Origin of the sequence: Achromobacter dolens (assembly GCF_902859745.1) — a bacterium.
GTDB classification, from domain to species: Bacteria; Pseudomonadota; Gammaproteobacteria; order Burkholderiales; family Burkholderiaceae_B; genus Achromobacter; species Achromobacter dolens.
Window position 1 is genome coordinate 1 of sequence record NZ_CADIJW010000075.1, and the last position, 18,538, is coordinate 18,538.

Here is an 18,538-nt window from a genome sequence, read left to right on the forward strand (position 1 = left end):
GATGAAGATCATGCCGATGGGGCCGGTGGGCGCCATGTAGTCGGCGTCGTGGCCGGCGCCGCTGGGCAGGCGCGCCGTGTCCCATTCGGCCAGCGCGCGCGGCAGCGCCAGCGCCTCCGGCAGCCAGGCCGCGAAGACGCGCCCGGTGGCGCTGTTGAGCAGCGGCAGCACCGAACCCACGCGCACGTTGACCGTGACCGGCAGCCGCGCGTCGCGCCACTGCACGATGGTGGGGCCATGCTGGCCCCAGACCGAGATGAAGACGGTCTGGCCGATGGCCGCGCTCAGGTCTTCCAGGCAGCCGGCCGCCAGCTTGACGAAATCCACTTCCGCCAGCGCCGCCAGTCCGGTGTGCAGGGCCTGCGGTCCGAGCCGGTAGCGGGCGCTGGCCGGATCCTGCTCGACGTAGCCGCGCCGTTCCAGCGACACCAGGTAGCGGTGCGCCTTGGCGCGCGGCATGTCCAGGCTGCGGCCCAGCTCCGACACCGACACGGCGCCGCCCAGTTCGGCCAGCCGGGTCAGGACGTCCAGGGCGATTTCGGCGGACTGGATCCCGGTGCTGCTTTCTGTTGACATCAGTTCGTCTCTTATTAGAATACGTGTATCACTAAAAAATACATCAGCGTGCCGTGGCGGACAACCATTCGGGCCGAAAGACCGGCCCGGTGCGCGAACGGACAAAGACGGAGACAAGCAATGAAGATGTCCATCTTCTCGGTGCAGGACCACTACCCCGACCAGCCCCGCAGCCTGGGCCAGCTCTACGGCCAGGTGCTGGAGCAGGCGCGCCGCGCCGAACAACTGGGCTACGACACCTTCTGGGTGGCCGAGCACCACTTCCATGAATACGGCGCGGTGCCGAATCCGGCGGTGTTCCTGGCGGCGCTGTCGCAGCAGACGACGCGGCTGCGGCTGGGCACCGCGATCTCCATCCTCACCTTCCACAACCCGCTGACGGTGGCGGAAAACTATGCCCTGGTGGACCAGCTTTCGCAAGGCAGGCTGTCGCTGGGCGTGGGGTCGGGCTACCTGAAGCACGAGTTCGAGGGCTACGACGTCGATCCGGCCACCAAGCGCGAGCGCTTCGACGAGAACCTGATGCTGGTCGAGCGCCTGCTGGCCGGCGAGCGCGTCAGCCACGAAGGCAAGTTCAACCGCATCCACGCGGTGCGCCTGAACGTGCAGCCGGTGCAGCAGCCGGTGCCGGTGTACGTGGCGATCCTGCGCCGCGAGGCCGCCTACCACGTCGGCCGCCAGGGCCGCCGCATGCTGTTCGTGCCCTACGCGGCGGTGGACAACTTCGAGGAGATCGGCCTGATGATGCAGGACTACCGCCGCGGCCTGGCCGAGGCCGGCATCGAGGATGCCACCGGCATGGCTGCGGTGGCGCTGCACACCCACGTGGCCGCGACCGACGACGAGGCCCGCGAGCGCGCCGCCCGCGCCTTCGACCTGTATGTGGACACGCGGCTGTATGCGCGCAAGCAGGTGTACGACGACATCATCGCCAGCGGCCTGTCGCTGTTCGGCTCGGCCCGCACCGTGGCCGACAAGCTCGCGCGGCTGGCCGACATGGGCCTGGACCACGTCATGAGCCTGCACAACTTCGGCCTGATGCCGCAGGACCGGGTGCTGGACTCGATGCAGCGGCTGATGGCCGAGGCCCTGCCGCTGTCGGGCGTGCGCCCGGCCAGCACGGTGCCCGCCTGAGCGGCGGCCGCGGGGAAGCCTCCATGCCTGCCAGTGACGATCTCAGCCCACTTCGTCTGCGCCGGGCGCTGGGGCGCTACGCCACCGGCGTCACGGTGGTGACCGCCGCCGGCGCCGACGGGCCGATCGGCCTCACGGTCAACTCCTTCGCGCCCGTCTCGCTGGAGCCGCCGCTGGTGCTGTGGAGCCTGCGCCGCGCGAGCCTCCACTATGCCGACTTCACCACCCGCGGCGGCTTCGCCATCCATGTGCTGGGGGCGCCGCAGCGCGACCTGGCGCGGGTGTTCTCGCAGCCGGTGGCCGACCGCTACGCCGGACTGGACTGGTACGCCACCGAGGACGGCATCCCCGTGTTCGACGAGTGCGCCGCCCGCTTCGAGTGCGCCACCCGCCAGGTGCTGGAGGTGGGCGACCATGCCCTGCTGATCGGCGAGGTGCGCCGCCTGCACACCCCGGACGACCCCGGCGGCGCCCTGGTTTTCCATGATGGGTCATTCCTGTCGCACCTGGGGGATCCCGTCGTATAACGCTTTCCACGCCGTAGCGGATCGGCAAGACGCATAACGATATCCGCGCCCCAAAGGAGATACCGCATGACCCCTCGTAGCACTCTGACGGCCGCGTTGGCGGCCCTGCTGGTCGCGGGCGCCGCGCCCGCGCTGGCGCAGGTGAAGATCGGCGCCACCCTGTCCACCACCGGCCCCCAGGCCTCGCTGGGCATTCCCGAACGCAACACCATCAGCCTGTTGCCCACCGAGATCGGCGGCGTCAAGGTCGAATACGTGGTGCTGGACGATGCCTCCGACACCACCCGCGCGGTCAGCAATTCGCACAAGCTGATCTCGGAAAACCAGGCTGACCTCATCATCGGCTCCTCCACCACCCCCAATACCATGGCCATGCTGGACACGGTGGCCAGCGGCGCCACGCCGGTGATCACGCTGGCCTCGTCGGCGCGCCTGATCGATCCGGTGGACGACAAGCGCCGCTGGGTCTTCAAGACGCCGCATTCCGATTCCCTGATGGCCGAGGGCATCGCCCGCCACGCCGCCGCCAACGGCGTCAGGAAGCTGGCCTTCATCGGCTTCAACAACGCCCTGGGCGAGACTTTCTGGGTGGAAGTGGAAAAGGCCGCCAGGCAACACGGCATCGAGATCGTCGGCAAGGAAAGCTTCGCGCCCACCGACACCTCGGCGGTGGCGCAGACGCTGAAACTGGTCGGCGCCGCTCCGGACGCGGTGGTGGTGGGCGCCTCCGGCACGCCGGCGGCGATGCCGGCGCGCTCGCTGCGCGAACGCGGCTTCAAGGGCAAGATCTACTTCAACCACGGCGTGGCCAACAACGATTTCCTGCGCGTCTGTGGCGCCGCCTGCGACGGCGCCTGGGTGCCGGTGGGGCCGGTGATGGTGGCCGACCTGCTGCCGGACACCCATCCGGTCAAGGCCACGGCCCAGGCCTTCGCCAAAAAGTACGAGGCCGCCAACGGTCCGGGCAGCGTGTCGCTGTTCGCCGCCTACACCTGGGACGTCGGCCTGCTGCTGCAGCAGGCCCTGCCGGTGGCGCTCAAGAAAGCCAAGCCCGGCACCGCGGAATTCCGCGCGGCGCTGCGCGATGCCCTGGAGAACGTCAAGAACCTGCCGACCGCCACCGGCGTGGTCAACATGAGCCCGACCGACCACAACGGCCTGGACGAGCGCGCGCTGGTCATGGCCACCGTGGCCGGCGGCAAGTGGAAACTGCAACAGTAGTCACCTCGCGAGGGCGGCTGGCGCGCTTTCGGCGCGCGCCGCCGCCCGCAACCGTCCCAGGTTTTGTATGCTCACGGTTTTGCAGCACGAGCAACCGGGTGGACAGGGCATGACGGGACTAGGGAAAAAGCGGGTGGGCGGGCCGTGGCAATGGCTGGCCGGCGGACTGCTGGCCCTGGCCGCCAGTGCCGCCTGCGCCCAGGTGCCGGGGCTGCCGCCCAGCGTGGTCAACGCCTGGAAGGCCAGCAAGCTGCCCGACAGTTCGCTATCGCTGGTGGTGCAGGAGGTCGGCGGCCCGCGGCTGGCGGCCCTGAACGCCAAGGAAGCGCGCAACCCGGCGTCGGTGATGAAGCTGGTCACCACCTGGGCGGCGCTGTCCGAGCTGGGCCCCAACTACGTCTGGCGCACCGCCTTCATGACCGAGCCGGGCGCCCGGCCCGACGCCAAGGGCGTGCTGCCCGGGCCGCTCTACCTGCGCGCCGGCGGCGATCCGCAATTCCTGATGCAGGACCTGTGGGTGCTGCTGCGCGAACTGCGCCTGCGCGGCGTCAAGCAGATCAACGACCTGGTGATCGACCGCAGCATCTTCGGTCAGGTCGCCACCGACCCCGGCGCCTTCGACGGCGCGCCGGACCGCGCCTACAACGCCAGCCCCGATGCCCTGATGGTGGGCTTTGGCGCCGTGCGCATCCTGTTCACCCCCGATCCGGCCGCCAACAAGTGGGTGCCGCTGATCGACCCGCCGCTGCCCGGCCTGAAGATCGAGGGCCGGGTCGAATGGAGCGACGCCCGCTGCCCGGGCGCGCCCGTCGTCAACACCGACCCGGTCATCACCCAGCAGGGCGTGACCCTGCGCGTCAGCGGCAAGGTGGCCGGTTCCTGCGGCGAATTCGACCTGTACCGGCTGGCGCTGTCGCAGACCGACTACGCCACCGAGCTGTTCCGCCTGTTGTGGAAGGAGCTGGGCGGCACCTTCAAGGGCCAGGTGCGCGCCGGCATGGTGCCGGGCGACGCCGTGGTGCTGGCCTCGCACGATTCGCCGACGCTGGCCGAGGTCATCCGCCAGATCAACAAGCGCAGCAACAACGTCATGGCGCGCACGCTGCTGCTGACCCTGGGCGCGGAAAAGGGCCGCCGGCCGGCCACCGTGGCCAGCAGTGGCAGCGTGGCCAAGGACCTGCTGGCCCGCCAGGGCCTGGACATGCCCGAACTGGTGATCGACAACGGCGCCGGCCTGTCGCGCGATGCGCGGGTGTCGGCCGACAGCCTGGCCTCGATGCTGACGCTGGCCTGGAATTCCCCCGTCATGCCGGAGTACATTTCATCCCTCGCGATCGCCGGCGTCGACGGCACGGTGCGCCGCCGCATGAAGGGCGACGGCACCCTCGGCATGGCCCACCTGAAGACCGGGTCGCTGCGCGACGTGCGCGCGATCGCCGGCTACGTGCTGGGCGCCAGCGGCAAGCGCTACGTGGTGGTCAGCATCGTCAACCACGAGCAGGCCGGCGCCGTGCGGGCCTTCGACGACGCCCTGATCGCCTGGCTGGCCGAACAATAAGGTTGACGCGGCCCCCTGCATCCACCCGGTAAACCGATTACGATTCTCGGGCGCGCGCCATGTTTGCGGCGGCGCCTGAGGCGAACCAACCCTGCCTATCAATAATCCTGGAGATTTACGCACATGCCCGTGCACGAAATCCGCCACCCGCTGATCCGCCACAAGCTCGGGATCATGCGCCGCGCCGACCTCAGTACCAAGAGCTTCCGTGAACTGTCGCAGGAAGTGGGCGCGCTGCTCACCTACGAAGCGTCCAAGGACCTGCCGCTCGCGCCCGCCACCGTCGAAGGCTGGTGCGGCCCCGTGCAGGTCGAGAAGATCGCCGGCAAGAAGGTCACCGTGGTGCCCATCCTGCGCGCCGGCATTGGCATGCTGGACGGCGTGCTCAGCCTGATCCCGGGCGCCAAGGTCAGCGTGGTGGGCGTGGCCCGCAACGAAGAGACCCTCGAAGCCCACACCTACCTGGAACGCCTGGTGGGCGAACTGGACCAGCGCCTGGCGCTGATCGTCGACCCGATGCTGGCCACTGGCGGTTCCATGGTCGCCGCGATCGACCTGCTCAAGCGCGCCGGCTGCAAGGAAATCCGCGCGCTGGTGCTGGTGGCCGCGCCGGTCGGCATCGACGCGGTGCTGTCCAAGCACCCGGATGTGCATATCTACACCGCGTCCATCGACGACGGCCTGAACGAGCATGGCTACATCATGCCGGGCCTGGGCGATGCCGGCGACCGCATCTTCGGCACCACCCAGAAGACCGACTGAGTCCTCCCGGGCGGCGGGGCCGGGCGCCTGTGGCAGCCGCCGCCGGCCGCTACGCCGCCAGTCTTTGCGGCGCGCCTTCCAGGTGCTCGCCGAACCAATGCAATGATTGCGCCAGTCCCGCCACCTCGCCCACGATCAGCAGGGCGGGGGAGCGGATGGCGTGCGCCCGCGCCAGACGCGGCAGGTCTTCCAGCGTGCCCGACAGCACCCGCTGCTCGGGCCGGCTGCCGTTCTCGATCAGCGCGAACGGCGTAATCGCGGCGCGGCCATGGCGGATCAGGCGCTGCGTCAGCAGTTCCAATTGGCCCACGCCCATGTAGAACGCCAGCGTCTGGCGTTCGCGTGCCAGCGCCGGCCAGTCCAGGTTGTCCTCGTCTTCGCGGCAGTGCGCGGTCACCAGGCGCACCGATTGCGCGTGCTCGCGATGCGTCAGCGGGATGCCGGCGTAGGCGGCACAGGCCAGCGCGGCGGTGATGCCGGGCACCACCTCATAACGCACGCCATGCGCGCGCAGGTGTTCCAGTTCCTCGCCGCCGCGGCCGAAGATGAAGGCGTCGCCGCCCTTGAGCCGCACCACGCGGCGGCCCAGGCGGGCGTGTTCGACCAGCAGGGCGTGGATGCGCGCCTGGGTGGCGTGATGGTCCTCGCCCGGCAGCTTGCCCACCGCAATGCGTTCGGCGTCGCGGCGCGCCAGCGACATGATGTCGTCACTGACCAGCCGGTCGTACAGGATCACGTCGGCCTCGTTCAGCGCGCGCAGCGCCTTCAGCGTCAGCAGGCCCGGATCGCCAGGGCCGGCGCCGACCAGCACCACGCTGCCTTCGGCCGGCGCCAGCGGCTGGGCCAGGGCGGCTTCCAGCGCGGCTTGCGCGGCCTCGGGACGTTGTTGGCGCAGCAGGCCGGCCACCGGCCCGTCCAGCAGCCAGTCATAGAAACGGCGGCGCGCGCCCAGGTCGGGGTGGCCGGCGCGGATGCGCGCGCGGTAGCGTTCCGCCAGGCCCGCCAGGCGACCCAGGCTATGGTCGAACAGGGATTCGATGCGTTCGCGCAGGCGCCGCGCCAGCACCGGCGCCACGCCGGACGAGGAAATGGCCACGATGACCGGCGAGCGGTCGACGATCGACGGCACCTGGAACGACGACAGTTCGGGATCGTCCACCACGTTGCTGAAGATGCGGCGCGCCCGCGCGGCGTCGGAGACCGCCGCGTTGACGCCGCGGTCGTCAGTGGCGGCCACCGCCAGCCACGCGCCGTCGAGCCAGGCGGGGTCGAAGCGGCCCGCCAGGTGGCGGATGCGGCCCGCCGCCAGCAGGTCCGCCAGCGCTGGCGTCAGCTCGGGCGCGCCAACGGCGACATCGGCATGGGCTTCGAGCAGGGCGAGCGTCTTGCGCTCGGCCACCGCGCCGCCGCCCACGACCAGCACGGGCCGGTCCTTCAGATCGGCAAAAATCGGGAAAAGCTTCATTACGCGGCCTCGGGCGCACCCGGCAGTAGGTCAAACGATCATAGGGACCGGGTCTCATCCCCACAACTTCTGATTTCTTGAATCCATATAGCCACAACTTATTTGGCGCGGGCCGCTTGCGGGGCGCGCCGGCTCAACCCATGCAAGTTCCATGCCCGCGCAGCGGCCTTGGCCAAGCCAGGAAAGCCGCGCATCCGGCGGCGGCCGCCTGGGCGAGGAGGCGGGGCCGCAGGGGAGACGGGGCGCGGGCAAGCCGCCGGATTCGAGGTCGCCGGCGCCGTCCGCACATCGATGGTGCGTTGCCGCATTCGTTTGCGCACCAAGTTGGATCGCCAGGCGCGCCGGCCATCATCGGAGCGGGGCGCCCCGGCCGGCCTTGCGGATCGCCGCAAACCCAATGGGCGCGCGGGTGCGCGCCGGCCGCGACGAGCGCGCCCGGCCACTTGGCACGCCGATTGCTTAACCGTTGATGGACGGTCCGCGCGCGGTCCGGCCACGCCAAGCGCCGCGATCCGCGGCAGGGAACAACGACGTTCCGCAGCGCCAACGGGTTGTCCCCGATCGGCGCGCGGGACGTTTTTTTTTGCCAGGAGCCTCGTATGACGCCAGTGAAACCCCGCCTTCCCGCCGCCACGGGGCCGGATTCGACCACCGACGCCAGCCGCCGCAAGTGGCTGGCCGGCACCGCGCGCGCCGTGGCCGGCGCCGGCCTGCTGTCACTGGTCGACCCGCTGGTGCGCGCCGGCGCCTGGGCCGCGGGCAGCGACGCGCCCGAGAAGGCCGAGGTCAAGATCGGCTTCATTCCGCTGACCGACTGCGCCTCGGTGGTGATGGCCTCGGTGCTGGGCATCGACAAGAAGTACGGCGTCACCATCACGCCGTCCAAGGAAGCGTCCTGGGCCGCCGTGCGCGACAAGCTGCTCAATGGCGAACTGGACATGGCCCACGTGCTCTACGGCCTGATCTATGGCGTGCAATTGGGCGTGGGCGGGCCGAAGAAGGACATGGCCGTGCTGATGAGCCTGAACCAGAACGGCCAGGCCATCACCCTGTCCAACAAGCTGCTGCAGGCCGGCGCCCGCGACGGCGAATCGCTCGCCAGGGTGATGGCCTCCGAGAAGCGCGAATACACCTTCGCCCAGACCTTCCCGACCGGCACCCACGCCATGTGGCTGTACTACTGGCTGGCCGCCTACGGCATCGACCCGATGAAGGACGCCAAGGTCATCACCGTGCCGCCGCCGCAGATGGTGGCCAACATGCGGGTGGGCAACATGGACGGCTTCTGCGTGGGCGAACCGTGGGGCGCGCGCGCCATCCTCGACAAGATCGGCTTCACCGCCGTGACCACCCAGGCCATCTGGACCGACCATCCCGAAAAGGTGCTGGGCACCAGCGCCGACTTCGTGGCGCGCCATCCGAACACCGCGCGCGCCGTCACCGCCGCCATTCTGGAGGCGGGCAAATGGATCGACGCCTCGCCCGAAAACCGCCGCAAGACCGCCGAGACCATCGCCGCCAAGTCGTACGTCAACACCGACGCCAGCGGCATCATCGACCGCATGCAGGGCCAGTATGACGACGGCCTGGGCAAGCGCTGGAGCGACGCGCACGCGATGCGTTTCTCGGGCGACGGCGCGGCCAACTTCCCCTACCTGAGCGACGGCATGTGGTTCCTGACCCAGCACAAGCGCTGGGGCCTGCTCAAGGATCATCCCGACTACCTGGCCGTCGCGCGCCAGGTCAACCGCATTGACATCTACAAGCAGGCCGCGCAGGCCGCCGGCCTCGCCGTGCCAGGCAGCGAGATGCGCAGTTCCAAACTGGTCGACGGCGTGGTCTGGGACGGCAGCAACCCGGCGGCCTACGCCGACGGTTTCAAGGTCAAGGCCTGAGCGCCGCCACGCATAGGAGAAGCTCGCGATGTCTACCGTAACGAGTATGGAGCGGGCCGCGCCCGTGTCCGCCACCCCCGCCCCGGCGCCGCGGGCCGCCCCCTGGACCGATGCCTGGCGCGAACGGCTGGAAGCGGCGCTGCGCGCCGTGGTCGGCCCGGTGGCCGGTTTCGCGCTGTTCGTGCTGGTGTGGCAGGTGGTCGCCATGCGCATCCCGGAGATTCCCACACCGGGCGTGACGTGGCGCGCGGCGGTGGAACTGTTCTCGGACCCGTTCTACGACAACGGCCCCAACGACAAGGGCATCGGCTGGAACCTGCTGGCCTCGCTGCAGCGGGTCGGCATCGGCTTCGGCCTGGCCGCGCTGGTGGGGATACCGATCGGTTTCGCCATCGGCCGCTACGCGCCGGTGCGGGCGATGTTCTCGCCCATCGTCAGCCTGCTGCGGCCGGTGTCGCCGCTGGCGTGGCTGCCGCTGGGGCTGCTGTTGTTCAAGGCCGCCAACCCGGCCGCGATCTGGGCCATTTTCATCTGTTCTATCTGGCCCATGATCATCAACACGGCGGTCGGCGTGTCGCGCGTGCCGCAGGACTACCTGAACGTGGCGCGGGTGTTGAACCTGTCCGAATGGAAGGTCACCACCAAGGTGCTGCTGCCGGCCGTGCTGCCCTACATGCTGACCGGCGTGCGGCTGTCCATCGGCACCGCCTGGCTGGTGATCGTCGCGGCCGAGATGCTGACCGGCGGCACCGGCATCGGCTTCTGGCTATGGGACGAGTGGAACAACCTGAAGGTCGAGCACATCGTCATCGCCATTTTCGTGATCGGCATCGTCGGGCTGATCCTGGAAACGCTGCTGGTCGCGCTGGCCCGCCGCTTCACCTACACCGAGGAGTAGCGCCATGAAGAAATTCGTACGCATCGAGCGCGTGGGCCAGACCTTCGCCACCCGCAAGGGCGCCTTCGTCGCGCTGCGCGACATCGACCTGACGGTGGAGCAGGGCGAGTTCATCACCCTGATCGGCCATTCCGGCTGCGGCAAGTCCACCCTGCTGAACCTGATCGCCGGCCTGACCCGCCCGACCAGCGGCGTGCTGCTGTGCGCCGAGCGCGAAATCACCGGGCCCGGCCCGGATCGCGCCGTGGTGTTCCAGAACCACTCGCTGCTGCCCTGGCTGACCTGCTTCCAGAACGTGCACCTGGCGGTGGAACGGGTTTTCGGCGCGTCGGAAAAGCGCGCCCAACTGGCCGAGCGCACCCGCGCCGCGCTCGATCTCGTCGGCCTGCTGCCGGCGCAGAACAAACTGCCGCGCGAGATCTCCGGCGGCATGAAGCAGCGTGTCGGCATCGCCCGCGCGCTGGCGATCGAGCCGGGCGTGCTGCTGATGGATGAGCCGTTCGGCGCGCTCGACGCGCTGACCCGCGCGCACCTGCAGGACGAATTGCTCAAGATCGTCGCCAAGACCCGCACCACCACCATCATGGTCACGCACGACGTGGACGAGGCCGTGCTGTTGTCCGACCGCATCGTCATGCTGACCAATGGGCCGGCCGCGACCATCGGCGAGATCCTGCCGGTCCCGCTGGCGCGGCCGCGCGACCGGGTGCGGCTGGCCAATGATCCGGTCTACCTGTCGTGCCGCGCCGCCGTGGTGGACTTCCTGCACCGGCGTCACGGCAATCCCGAACGGACGCCGGCGCCCGTGGCGTTGGCGGCGCTGCCCGATGCCGAGGACGAGCCGGTGGCGGCCGGGGCGCGCGCCGTGGCCTGACGCGGGGAGCCGACGCCCTCCGGCCGGCGCGGCAACGCGTCCGTCGCGCGGCTGACACGTTCCGTCATGCGTGTGATTTGCCAACCGGTGTAGTATCAAGCCAGCCGGGCGCGCAGCGCCGGCGTGTCCTGGATTTCTGGAGTGGCTTGTGGCATTGCGAAAATTGGCATCCCTGGTTTTGGTGACCGGCGCGCTGGGCGCGGCCGGCGTGGCGCAGGCCGGTGTCTGCGATGCGAAGTTCATGCACGAGGGCGGCGCGGTGCAACTGACCGGCTCGGGCAATATCGCCCTGGGCGCCGACCTGGCCTTCACCGAGGTTACGAAAAGCAATGGCGACAACTGCCGCGCCCGCGTGCAGGGCGTGGCCCGCTTCAGCTATGCGGGCCTGCCGCCGGGCAAGTCCAAGCTCGATTACCTGATGACCGTCAAGGGCGGCCAGGCCACCTTCCTCAAGTACGCCTCCGCCGGCGAGGCGCCACAGCCGTCCGAGGGCCAGTTCGACCTGCGCATGCTCGGCCTGTTCGCCTACGACGGCAAGCTCAACCCCGGGCAGAAGCTGCCGGGCTCGTCGTTCCGCCTGAAGATCGGCAAGGAAGCGCCGGTCGGCGGCCAGCCCAGCACCACGGTGCGCATCGGCGAGAAGACCGTCGGCCGCTCCACCAGCATCGGCACCGCGCTGGGCCAGCAGGCCTGCCATCCCGTCACCTACACGCGCAATTCCGATCCCACCATGGCCACCTTCCAGGGGTTGACCATCCCGATTCCCGGCATGAACACCACCGTCACCGACTGGTACTGCCCGGCGGTCAACCTGGTCATGAAGCAGGATATCGACCAGGGCGGCGTGAAGTCTGCCGTTGAGATTACGCAAATCAAGTAGCACACGGTAGCAAGCCGGCCTGGACCCTTGCGGAGCGGCTGGTATGATGGTTTTGTCATAGACACACTACAGGAGCTCAAAAAATGGCCACGAGAAAATCCGAAGACGTCGCAAAAGAAAAACTCATCGACAGTGTCAAGACCAGCCTGAATGACGCTGAAAGCCTGTTGCGCGAAGCCGCCAGCAGCACCGGCGACAAGGCCGCCGAACTGCGCGAACGGGCCATGACCTCGCTCAAGCGCACCCGCGAAGCCCTGTACGAAGCCCAGGACGCGGTGCTCGAACGCGGTCGCAAGGCGGCGCGCGCCACCGATGACTACGTGCACGACAATCCCTGGCAAGCCATCGGCATCGCAGGCGTGACCGGCCTGCTGCTCGGCTTGCTGATCAGCCGCCGCTGACAAGGCAGGACTTCCGGGCGGGCGGCGCCGGCCTCTGGCCGGCTCGCCCGCCCGGCGTCCTTTGGCCATGGGTCTACGCAAATCTGTATTTGGCGTGGCGTCCAGCCTGGTCGGGCTGATGCGCACGCGCCTGGAACTGCTGGCATTGGAAGCGGCGGGCGAAAAGGCGCGCCTGCTCAAGCTGCTGGGCATGGCGTTCGCCGCCTTGCTGTTCCTGACGCTGGCGGTGCTGGTGTTCACCATCACGATCGCGGTGGCCTTCTGGCCCACCGAAGACCGCTATCTGGCCCTGGGCCTGCTGGCGGCCTTGTACCTGGTGGTCGGCGTGGTGCTGCTGCTGGTGGTGCGCCATGGCCTGGTCTACGGGCCGCCGCCATTCGCGGCCACGCTGGAAGAACTGGGCCGTGACGCCGAGCTGCTCGAACGGGTGCGCGACGCGCAGGACGATGACCGCGCGCAGCGGCGCCAGGAGGACTTGTCATGACGAAAAGGTCTCCCACCGTCGACCGCGCCGTGCGCATCGAGCTGCTGCGCGCCCGCGCCGCGATCGAGCGCGAGTCGCTGGCCCAGGGCATCGTGTCCACGGGGCGCAGGCTCGAGCCGGCCGCGCTGCTCAAGAGCTTCGTGCCGGGTCTCGCGTCCGGCGGCGCCTCGCGCTGGGCCATGCAGGCCATCGGCCTGGCGCGGCGCTATCCCATCATCAGCTCGTCGCTGTCGGCGATGTTCATGCGCGGCGGCGGCAAGTCCAAGCTGCTCAAGCTGGCTGGCGGCGCGCTGGTGGGCTGGCAGTTGTTCAAGCTGTGGCGCGATTCGCGCGACGACCGCTGATTCCGGTCTGCGCGCCCGCCCAGATGAAAAACCCCGCCGTATCCGGCGGGGTTTTTTCATGGGCCGGGCGGCTTGCCGCGCCACCGCGGGCTACAGTCCCAATTGCCCCCAGATGTCATCCACCCGCTTCTTGACGTCGGCATCCATGGTGATGGGCGTGCCCCATTCGCGCTGGGTTTCGCCCGGCCATTTGTTGGTGGCGTCCAGGCCCATCTTGCCGCCCAGGCCGGACACCGGCGAGGCGAAGTCCAGGTAGTCGATGGGCGTGTTCTCGACCAGCAGCGTGTCGCGCACCGGATCCATGCGGGTGGTCATGGCCCACACCACTTCCTTCCAGTCGCGCGGATTGATGTCCTCGTCGACCACCACGATGAACTTGGTGTACATGAACTGGCGCAGGATGCTCCACAGCCCGAACATGACGCGCTTGGCGTGGCCCGCGTACTGCTTGCGGATCGACACCACCGCCAGGCGGTAGCTGCAGCCCTCGGGCGGCAGGTAGAAGTCGACGATCTCGGGCAGTTGGCGCCGCAGCAGCGGCACGAACACCTCGTTGAGCGCCACGCCCAGCACCGCGGGTTCATCGGGCGGCTTGCCGGTGTAGGTGGAGTGATAGATGGGATTGCGGCGCATGGTGATGCGCTCGACCGTGAACACCGGGAACCAGTCCTGCTCGTTGTAGTAACCGGTGTGGTCGCCGTAGGGGCCTTCCAGCGCCATCTCGTAGTCGCTGTTGGGCGGCGGGTTGACGCCGTCGGGCACCGCCGGCGCTATCGCGCGCGGGTCGGATGACGGCAGCAGGTGGCCTTCCAGCACGATCTCGGCCCAGGCTGGCACCGACAGGTTGCTGCCCAGCGCCTGCGCCACCTCGGTGCGCGAGCCGCGCAGCAGGCCGGCGAACTGGTATTCGGACAGGCTGTCCGGCACCGGCGTGACCGCGCCCAGCGTGGTGGCCGGGTCGGCGCCCAGCGCCACGGCGATGGGGAAGGGCGTGCCAGGATGCGCCAACGCGTGGTCGCGGAAATCGAGCGCGCCGCCGCGGTGCGAGAGCCAGCGCATGATGAGCTTGTTCGGGCCCAGCAACTGCTGGCGGTAGATACCCAGGTTCTGGCGGCGGGCGTTGGGGCCGCGCGTGATCACCAGGCCCCAGGTCAACAGCGGCGCCACGTCGCCCGGCCAGCAGGTCTGGATCGGCAGGCGCGTCAGGTCCACGTCCTTGCCTTCCCAGACGATCTCCTGGCAGGCCGGGCTCTTGACGTTCTTGGGGCTCATGTCCCACAGCGCCGACTTCAGCATCGACACCTTGGCCAGCGCGTCGCGCAGGCCCTTGGGCGCTTCGGGCTCGCGCAGCGAGGCCAGCAGTTCGCCGATGTCGCGCAGCGCGCTGACGTCGTCGGCGCCCATGCCGCGCGCCACCCGCGAGGGCGTGCCGAACAGGTTGGCCAGCACCGGCATCCCGGCCGGCGTGCCGTCGTGCTGCGCTTTCTCGAACAGCAGGGCGGGGCCCTCGGCGCGCAGCACGCGGTCGGAAATCTCGGTCATTTCCAGGCGCGTCGAGACCGGCGCGGCGATGCGTTTGAGCTCGCCCATGCGTTCGAGTTGAGCGAGGAAGTCTCTAAGGTCGCGGTATTTCACTACAGATCCCGGCTATTTGGTTACATCTTGGGGAGGAAGAGAGGTTAACATTGACTCCCTCTTTTTTAACGCAGGAGGTTTTCATGCCCGATGCGTCAGTGGCCAGCCTGTTCAGGAACATGGCCCAAGGAGTGCACCAATATCTTGCCGAATCGCTGCGCATCTGCTCCGTATACCTGGGCATCGCGGTGATCGTGACGGTAAGCATGGGATTCGCCCTGCCTGGTTTGCGCGACCAGGCATTGCAAGTGCACAAAGCCTTGTTGACCGCCCTCGCGCCTTCATCCATGCAGACCGGCGTCGAATCCGAAGCCGGGTCCGAATTCGGCGCCGATTCCTCGTCGGCGATTGCCATGGCCGTACCCACGGCGCCGTCCAGCAATGCGACCGGCATGTTGGGGCCTGCCCGCGCCGCGCCCGCGACGCCCAAGAAGCCTGCCATGGTCGCCACCGGGCCGCAGGCCGAAGCCTTGCGCAATTACATTTCGCGCAAATACAAGGTCGCCTATGACGCGACCGGTCCGCTCTTGAACACGGTGTACAAGGTGGGCCGCGAGAAACAGCTCGATCCGTTGCTGCTGCTGGCCGTCATTGCCATCGAATCGCGCTACAACCCGCTGGCCGAGAGCCACGTCGGCGCGCAGGGGCTGATGCAGGTGATGACCAGCGTGCACCAGGACAAGTTCGATGCCGTTGGCAAGAATCCGCTGGACCCGGGCGCCAACATCGCCGTGGGCGCCACCATCCTGAAGGACTGCATCAACCGGCGCGGCTCGGTCGATGGCGGCCTGGCCTGCTATGTCGGCTCGACCGGGCCGGACGACAATGGTTACGGCGCCAAAGTGCAGGCCGAGCGCCGGCGCCTGGCGCTGGCCTCGGGTATCGCGCTGGCCCGCGATTGAGCCCGCTGATCCCCGGGCGGAACCGGGGATCAGCGGAAGGTCACGAGTATCGTGACTTGCTGGTTGAACGCCCCCGGCACCACCGCCGTGCCGGTCTTCACCAGTTCCGCCGAGTAATTCAGGCTCCTGGGACGCAGCGTGGTGGTCAGTGACTCGGCCACCGGGCGCCATTGATTGAAGGCGATCGGAATGGCGCCGTTTTCGTTGACCCGCAACGCAAGGCCGTTTGGCGTGCCATCGGTGTTTTTCAACTCGATGTTCCGGTCGCTGGACGTCAGCACCGGGCTGCCTTCGGGCTGGAACTTGATCTGCAGAGGAACCACTATGCTGCCCAGGTCGGCGATCTGGAAGCCGCCATCGCAGGCTTCGTTGAAATCCGCGACGATGGTGAATGGCATCGGCGGCGGCAGCGGCAGATTGCCCAGGCTGTATGCCCTGCCCAGGTAGACCGAAGCGGGCGTCGAGATTTTCGCGATGCAGGTCGGAATCAGGCTTACGGCCGTTGCGTTGCTGGAGCCGATCGCGATGTGATTTGTATTGATGAATGCGTAATGCATTCTGACCAGGTCGTTGTACGCGGGGAAGAAGGCCCTGACAGGTCTGGTCGGAGGCGTTACGGTGACCAGTTGCAGCTTGCCGAGCAGCACCCCTGTCGCCGTGAGCGTGGGGTCGGTCGCGGACTTGGGGGCGTAATGCTCGGCGCTCAAGCGGAATCGGTCATCGGTGGTGCTGCCCGTAGGTTCCCAGGCCGGGTAACCATTGATCTGGATGACGAGTTTCAGGCCGACCCTGCGCAGCTCGTTCAGTACCGAGGCCATGTTGCCCCCGGACACCAGGAAAGGCGCCATGCTCGCGCTGTTGCTGACACACACCCAAGGCACCGGCGGCAAGGGGGCATCGTAGACGACCGTGCCTGGCGGATTGGATTTGTCCAGCGTCAGGAGCGGTGGCGCGAATTGCCCGGGCGCCGCTTGCGCCCCCATGTCCTGTGTGTAGTTGCCGGCCCGCGTCGGGTCGAGTTGGCATCCCGGGCCCAGCGCGTGGGCCGCCAGAGGAAGCAGACAGGCGGTGAGCCATCCCGCCACCGCCAGCGCGCCACGCCCCGGGCGGCGGACCCTTGCCGCGATCCGCTTGATCATGAATTGACTCCTGGATAGGCGCGATCCGGCCGCGCGGCCGCCCGCCCCCGACCTTGGTCGGGGAGCGGAAAAGACTCCAGGGAATATAGGTGCGCGGGCTCGGCAAATGGCGCTTCACCATAGGCTCGGCTATTGTGTCCGGGCGATTTCGGCGGCCGGGAATGTCCGGCCATGGTTGTGGCTTCACAGCGGCGCCTGGCGCGGGAATGCGTGGCGCCGGCGGGTGGCCCGGGCGCCAGCCCGGCAGTCCGTGGCTGGGCCCCTTTGCGTGGCCGCGCCAGGGCGGTGGGGGCGCGCCTCAGCGGCCCAGCAGCCTGCCCAGGCGGGCCACCGCTTCTTCCAGCCGGTCCAGGCCCGTGGCGTAGGAAAAGCGCATGGTGTGGTGGCCGTGGGCAGGGCCGAAGTCCAGCCCGGGAACGGCCGCGATGCCGGCTTCCAGCAGCAGGCGTTGCGAGAAGGCGGCGCTGTCGCTCGCCAGGTCGCTGATGTCGGCGTAGATGTAGAACGCGCCATCCGGCTTGACCGGCACCTTCAGGCCCAGGCGTTCGAACTCGGGCAGCAGGTAGTCGCGGCGCTGCCTGAAGGCTTCGCGGCGGTGTTCGAAGGTGCGCAGGGCGTCGGGCGTGAAGCAGGCCAGGGCGGCGTGCTGCGCCAGGGTCGGCGCGCAGATGGCCAGGCTGCCGGCGATCTTCTCGACGGGGGCCACCATGGCCTCGGGCACGATCATCCAGCCCAGGCGCCAGCCGGTCATGTGGAAGTACTTCGAGAAGCTGTTGATGACGATGATGTCGTCGTCCAGCGTGAGCGCGGAGCGCGGCCGGCCTTCGTAGGACAGGCCCAGGTAGATTTCGTCGACGATGGCGAAGCCGTGGCGGGCGCGCACCTCGGCCAGCAGCCTGGACAGTTCGTCGTGGTCGATGGAGGTGCCGGTGGGGTTGCTGGGCGACGCCACCAGTACGCCCTGGGTGGCTTCGGTCCAGTGCCGGGCCACGTCCTGCGCGGAAAGCTGGAAGCGCTTTTCCGCGGAACTGGGGATCAGGCGCGGCTGGCCGCCGGCGGCGAGCACGAAGTTGCTGTTGGCGGGATACGAGGGGTCCGGCATCAGCACTTGCGCGCCTGGGTTGACCAGGGCGGCGCAGGCCAGGGTCAGGGCGCCCGAGGCCCCGGCCGTGACGATGACGCGGCGCGGATCGATCACGGCGCCGAACTGTTCGTGGTAGAACCGGGCGATGGCCTCGCGCAGCGGCATCAGGCCGGCGGGCGCGCTGTAGCCGCTCTGGCCGGCCTGGGCCGCGCGCTGCAGCGCTTCCACGACCTGGGGCGGCGCGGTAAAGTCCGGTTCGCCGATGCCCAGGCTGATGATGTCCTTGCCCGCCGCCTGCAGCGCTTGCGCCTGCTTGAACAGTTCAACCACCTGGAAGGTCAGGAAATCGTTGGTACGGGCGGCAAGGCGGGGCATCGGAATCTCGAAGGCTACTTGAAGCGGAAAAAGGAATTGTAGTCATGCAGCCATCGCGGCGCGCTTTCCTCCTTGGCCGACGGCCGGTCCAGACCCCCTGGGCCACCTTCCTGCAACGGCTGGGGCTGTTGTGCCAGGGGACGGTGCGCGACCTGGGCGCGACGGCGGACGGACGGGCGCGGGCGGTGCTGACGCCGCTGCGAGAGGGCGATGTGGCGCATGCGCGCGCGCTATGCGCCGAATACGGGGTGGTGTTGGCGCTGGACGATGCCGACGGGCCGTTCGCGCCGGTCGACGGCCCGCTGCTGGCGGTCGATCCCGGCCGCCTGGCGGGACTGGCGCGCCTGGCCGGACCCGCGCCGCGCTGGCGCGCCCAGCCTGGCG

General features: G+C 68.8%; 18 protein-coding genes and 1 pseudogene. 14 read left to right on the forward strand and 5 right to left on the reverse strand.

Annotated features, from left to right (window positions below):
• Positions 1 to 576: IclR family transcriptional regulator (locus tag HV783_RS27885; protein WP_254604075.1), on the reverse strand; the 576-nt coding region annotated here is incomplete at its 3' end.
• 120 nt (positions 577 to 696) lie between these two features.
• On the opposite strand from HV783_RS27885, the gene HV783_RS27890 reads away from it, so the two are divergent.
• From HV783_RS27890 to upp, 5 genes are all read left to right on the forward strand, one after another.
• On the forward strand, positions 697 to 1,710 hold the full coding sequence (locus tag HV783_RS27890) for an LLM class flavin-dependent oxidoreductase (RefSeq protein WP_054500988.1): 1,014 nt from the start codon (positions 697 to 699) through the stop codon (positions 1,708 to 1,710).
• Between the two features lie 23 nt (positions 1,711 to 1,733).
• Positions 1,734 to 2,237, forward strand: coding sequence for a flavin reductase family protein (locus HV783_RS27895; protein WP_054500989.1), 504 nt, complete (start codon positions 1,734 to 1,736; stop codon positions 2,235 to 2,237).
• Positions 2,238 to 2,303: 66 nt separating this feature from the next.
• Complete coding sequence (locus HV783_RS27900; RefSeq protein ID WP_175190272.1) at positions 2,304 to 3,458, forward strand: ABC transporter substrate-binding protein; 1,155 nt, start codon at positions 2,304 to 2,306, stop codon at positions 3,456 to 3,458.
• A 109-nt stretch (positions 3,459 to 3,567) separates the two neighbouring features.
• A complete protein-coding gene (gene dacB, locus HV783_RS27905) occupies positions 3,568 to 5,016 on the forward strand; it encodes a D-alanyl-D-alanine carboxypeptidase/D-alanyl-D-alanine endopeptidase (RefSeq protein WP_054500991.1) in 1,449 nt (482 codons plus the stop codon).
• Positions 5,017 to 5,139: 123 nt separating this feature from the next.
• The gene (upp, locus tag HV783_RS27910) at positions 5,140 to 5,778 is read left to right on the forward strand and encodes a uracil phosphoribosyltransferase (RefSeq protein WP_020926674.1); all 639 of its coding nucleotides are present in this window, start codon (positions 5,140 to 5,142) and stop codon (positions 5,776 to 5,778) included.
• A 49-nt stretch (positions 5,779 to 5,827) separates the two neighbouring features.
• On the opposite strand, the gene cysG is transcribed toward upp, so the two are convergent.
• Entirely contained in the window at positions 5,828 to 7,243 is a 1,416-nt protein-coding gene (gene cysG / locus HV783_RS27915) for a siroheme synthase CysG (RefSeq protein ID WP_064528211.1), read from the reverse strand.
• 599 nt (positions 7,244 to 7,842) lie between these two features.
• On the opposite strand from cysG, the gene HV783_RS27920 reads away from it, so the two are divergent.
• The 7 genes from HV783_RS27920 (at position 7,843) to HV783_RS27950 (ending at position 13,019) form a co-directional block, all read left to right on the forward strand.
• Complete coding sequence (locus HV783_RS27920; protein ID WP_116792904.1) at positions 7,843 to 9,138, forward strand: CmpA/NrtA family ABC transporter substrate-binding protein; 1,296 nt, start codon at positions 7,843 to 7,845, stop codon at positions 9,136 to 9,138.
• Positions 9,139 to 9,184: 46 nt separating this feature from the next.
• Entirely contained in the window at positions 9,185 to 10,036 is an 852-nt protein-coding gene (ntrB, locus tag HV783_RS27925) for a nitrate ABC transporter permease (RefSeq protein ID WP_372414776.1), read from the forward strand.
• A gap of 4 nt (positions 10,037 to 10,040) precedes the next feature.
• Complete coding sequence (locus HV783_RS27930; protein WP_054500994.1) at positions 10,041 to 10,910, forward strand: ABC transporter ATP-binding protein; 870 nt, start codon at positions 10,041 to 10,043, stop codon at positions 10,908 to 10,910.
• A 154-nt stretch (positions 10,911 to 11,064) separates the two neighbouring features.
• Positions 11,065 to 11,790, forward strand: a complete 726-nt coding sequence (locus tag HV783_RS27935; protein WP_054500995.1) for a hypothetical protein — start codon at positions 11,065 to 11,067, stop codon at positions 11,788 to 11,790.
• Positions 11,791 to 11,873: 83 nt separating this feature from the next.
• Positions 11,874 to 12,191, forward strand: a complete 318-nt coding sequence (locus HV783_RS27940) for an ElaB/YgaM/YqjD family protein (protein WP_054428548.1) — start codon at positions 11,874 to 11,876, stop codon at positions 12,189 to 12,191.
• Positions 12,192 to 12,258: 67 nt separating this feature from the next.
• Positions 12,259 to 12,675, forward strand: a complete 417-nt coding sequence (locus HV783_RS27945; RefSeq protein ID WP_054500996.1) for a phage holin family protein — start codon at positions 12,259 to 12,261, stop codon at positions 12,673 to 12,675.
• Entirely contained in the window at positions 12,672 to 13,019 is a 348-nt protein-coding gene (locus HV783_RS27950) for a hypothetical protein (protein WP_064528217.1), read from the forward strand. Before HV783_RS27945 ends, HV783_RS27950 begins: the two co-directional genes overlap by 4 nt.
• Before the next feature lie 90 nt (positions 13,020 to 13,109).
• Here HV783_RS27950 and HV783_RS27955 read toward each other — a convergent pair whose 3' ends face one another.
• Positions 13,110 to 14,654, reverse strand: a complete 1,545-nt coding sequence (locus tag HV783_RS27955) for a UbiD family decarboxylase (protein WP_144655345.1) — start codon at positions 14,652 to 14,654, stop codon at positions 13,110 to 13,112.
• A gap of 83 nt (positions 14,655 to 14,737) precedes the next feature.
• On the opposite strand from HV783_RS27955, the gene HV783_RS27960 reads away from it, so the two are divergent.
• A complete protein-coding gene (locus tag HV783_RS27960; RefSeq protein WP_054500999.1) occupies positions 14,738 to 15,556 on the forward strand; it encodes a lytic transglycosylase domain-containing protein in 819 nt (272 codons plus the stop codon).
• Between the two features lie 29 nt (positions 15,557 to 15,585).
• On the opposite strand, the gene HV783_RS27965 is transcribed toward HV783_RS27960, so the two are convergent.
• Both HV783_RS27965 and HV783_RS27970 read right to left on the reverse strand, forming a co-directional pair.
• On the reverse strand, positions 15,586 to 16,695 hold the full coding sequence (locus tag HV783_RS27965; protein WP_175190273.1) for a fimbrial protein: 1,110 nt from the start codon (positions 16,693 to 16,695) through the stop codon (positions 15,586 to 15,588).
• A 298-nt stretch (positions 16,696 to 16,993) separates the two neighbouring features.
• Entirely contained in the window at positions 16,994 to 18,154 is a 1,161-nt protein-coding gene (locus HV783_RS27970; protein ID WP_054501001.1) for a pyridoxal phosphate-dependent aminotransferase, read from the reverse strand.
• A gap of 44 nt (positions 18,155 to 18,198) precedes the next feature.
• On the opposite strand from HV783_RS27970, the pseudogene HV783_RS27975 reads away from it, so the two are divergent.
• A pseudogene (locus tag HV783_RS27975) lies at positions 18,199 to 18,538 on the forward strand (FAD-binding protein); the annotation flags it as partial.